Source organism: Streptomyces sp. NPDC056224, from assembly GCF_042267665.1.
Classification (GTDB): domain Bacteria; phylum Actinomycetota; class Actinomycetes; order Streptomycetales; family Streptomycetaceae; genus Streptomyces.
Map to the genome: position 1 here is coordinate 1 of NZ_JBHJTK010000101.1, position 2792 is coordinate 2792.

Genomic DNA, 2792 nt, shown 5'->3' on the forward strand with positions numbered 1-2792 from the left:
AGCTCGAAGAAGTTGTCCCGCACACCCACCCGCTCGACGCCCAGCACCTGCGCCCACACCCCGGCCACCACCCGCTCCACCTCGGAACGCGGAGCCGTGTACTCCCGGAGCAGGAGGCTCAGGTCGGGCTCCGGCAGCGCACGCCGGTCCACCTTCCCGTTCGCCGTCACCGGCAGGCTGTCGAGGACCACGCAGATCGCCGGGACCATGTAGTCGGGGAGGGCTTGACCGACGAACTCGCGCAGTCCGGCCGAGGTCACGTTCGCGGCCACCACGTAGCCGACCAGCCGCTTCACTCCCGGCTGGTCCTCGCGTACGACGACGACCGCCTGCTCCACCTCGGGGTGGTTCGCGAGCGCCGCTTCGACCTCGCCGAGCTCGATCCGGAAGCCGCGCACCTTGACCTGGTCATCGGCTCGTCCGGCGAACTCGATCACGCCGCCGGGCAGCCACCGCACCACGTCACCGGTCCGGTACATCCGCTCCCCGGAGCCGCCGAACGGCGAGGCCACGAACCGCTCCGCCGTGAGCCCGGACCGCCCCGCGTAGCCGCGGGCCAGCTGGACACCGGTGACGTACAGCTCACCGGCGACGCCCTGCGGGACCGGGCGCAGCCACGGGTCCAGGACGTACAGGCCGGTGTTCCACACGGGCCGGCCGATGGGCACGGTCGCGGTGTCCGGCTCGGCCGGGTGCGAGGTCACGTCGACGGCCGCTTCCGCGGGCCCGTACAGGTTGTAGAGCGTCGCCTGTGGCAGTACCTCGCGGATCTGGTCGCGCAGTGCGCCTTGCAGCATCTCGCCGCCGCTGAACACCGTACGCAGTCCGGTGCAGGCCCGGGTGGCGGGTTCGGCGACGAGGGCGCGCAGCATGGACGGGACGAAGTGGACGGTGGTCACGTCGAAGTCGCGGATCATCCGCGCCAGGTACTGCGGGTCGCGGTGGCCGTCCGGGCGGGGCAGCACCAGGCCGGCGCCCGCGATCAGCGGACCGAAGAACTCCCACACGGCCACGTCGAAGCTCGACGAGGTCTTCTGGAGGACGCGGTCCGCGCCGGTGAGGGGGTACGCCGACTGCATCCACAGCAGGCGGTTGGAGATGGCCGCATGGGAGACGAGCACGCCCTTGGGGCGGCCGGTCGAGCCGGAGGTGTAAATCATGTACGCCGCGTGCTGGACCAGCGTGTCGATGTCCGGGGCGGTCGCGGGCTGCCGGGCGATGTCCGCCGTGCCCGGAGCCACCACCTCGATCTCCCCGGGCGCGGACGCGGGCGCGGGCGCGTTCACCCGGTCCGAGATCAGCAGCCGGGCCCCGGAGTCGCCGAGCATGTAGGCGATCCGGTCCGCCGGATAGTCCGGGTCGACGGCGACGTACGCGCCGCCGGCCTTCACGACGGCGAGCAGGCTCACGACGAGGTCGATCCCGCGGGGCAGGCTGACCGCCACCACGGTGTCCGGCCGTACGCCGTGCTGCTGCAGCAGGTGCGCGAACCTGTTGGCCCGCTCGTCGAGTTCCCGGTAGGTGAGGGAGGTGTCCTCGGTGACGACGGCAGGGGCGTCCGGGGTGCGGGCGGCCTGTTCGGCGAAGAGCGCGGGCAGCAGGCGCGGCGGGCAGGACCGGTGGGTGTCGTTCCAGTCACCCGTGATGATCGCCGACTCCGCTTGTGTGAGCAGCGGGATCCGTCCGGTCACCTCCTCGTCGAGCAGGGCGCGTAGCAGCCCGCCGAGCCGGCTCGCGAGGTCCCGGGCGGTGGTGTCCTCGAACAGGGCGGGGTCGTACGACATGCGCAGCGTCACGCCGGGGTCGGCTCCGCCGACCAGGCGGCCGCCGGTGTAGGCGGTGAGGGAGAGCGGGTAGCTGCTGCCGCCTTCGCCGTAGCTGTCGCGGACGCGCAGACCGCTGCCGGCGCCCATGTCCTCGTCGACGGGGTAGTTCTCGAAGACGAGGAGGCTGTCGAACAGGCCGGTTCCGGCGGGGACTTCGGTGACGGTGTTGATCTGGCTGAGGGACAGGTACTCGTGGGCGCGGGAGTCCCACTGTTCGGCCTGGAGCCGCTGGAGCCACTCGACGACGGGCGTCGCCGGGTCGAGGACCGTGCGGACCGGAACCGTGTTGATGAACAGGCCGAGCATGCCCTCTGCCTCGGCGAGGTCTGCGGGGCGGCCGGAGGTGGTGGCGCCGAAGACGATGTCCCGCTGGCCGGAGTAGGCGGACAGGAGCAGCGCCCAGGCGCCCTGGATCACGGCGTTGACGGTGAGGCGGTGGCGGCGGGCGAACGTACCGACATCGGTGGCGAGGGTGCCGGGCAGGTCCACCTCGAGGTGGCGGCCGGCCCAGGTGCGGTGGTCGGGAGCGGGCAGGCGGTCGGCCGGCAGGGGTACGGGGGTGTCGAAGCCGGCCAGCACGTTGCGCCAGTGGTCGAGGCCCGCCGCGGTGTCGCGGGAGCCGAGCCATTCCAGGTAGTCCCGGTAGGGGCGGCGCACCTCGGGGGTTCCGCCCGCGTACCGGGTGAAGACGTCCTGGAGCAGCAGCGGGGTGCTCCAGCCGTCGAGCAGGACGTGGTGGAAGGTCATCACGACCTGCACGCTGCCGTGGCCGAGGTCGGCGAGGGATATGCGCAGGAGGGGGGCCTCGTCGAGGGTGATGCCGGCCCGGTCGGCGGTCCGGCGCTCGTCCAGGGCCGCCGTGTGCTGGGCCGCGTCCAGACCGGTCCAGTCGGCGGTGTGGACGGGAACGTCGACGCGGTGGTGCACGAGCGCGACGGGTTCGTCGACCGCTTCCCAGGCGACGGA

The 2792-nt window shown here is 72.5% G+C and carries 1 protein-coding gene; it reads right to left on the reverse strand.

The annotated features are described in order from the left end of the window. Window positions 1-2792: amino acid adenylation domain-containing protein (locus tag ACFCZ1_RS38420; protein ID WP_376682903.1), on the reverse strand; the 2792-nt coding region annotated here is incomplete at both ends.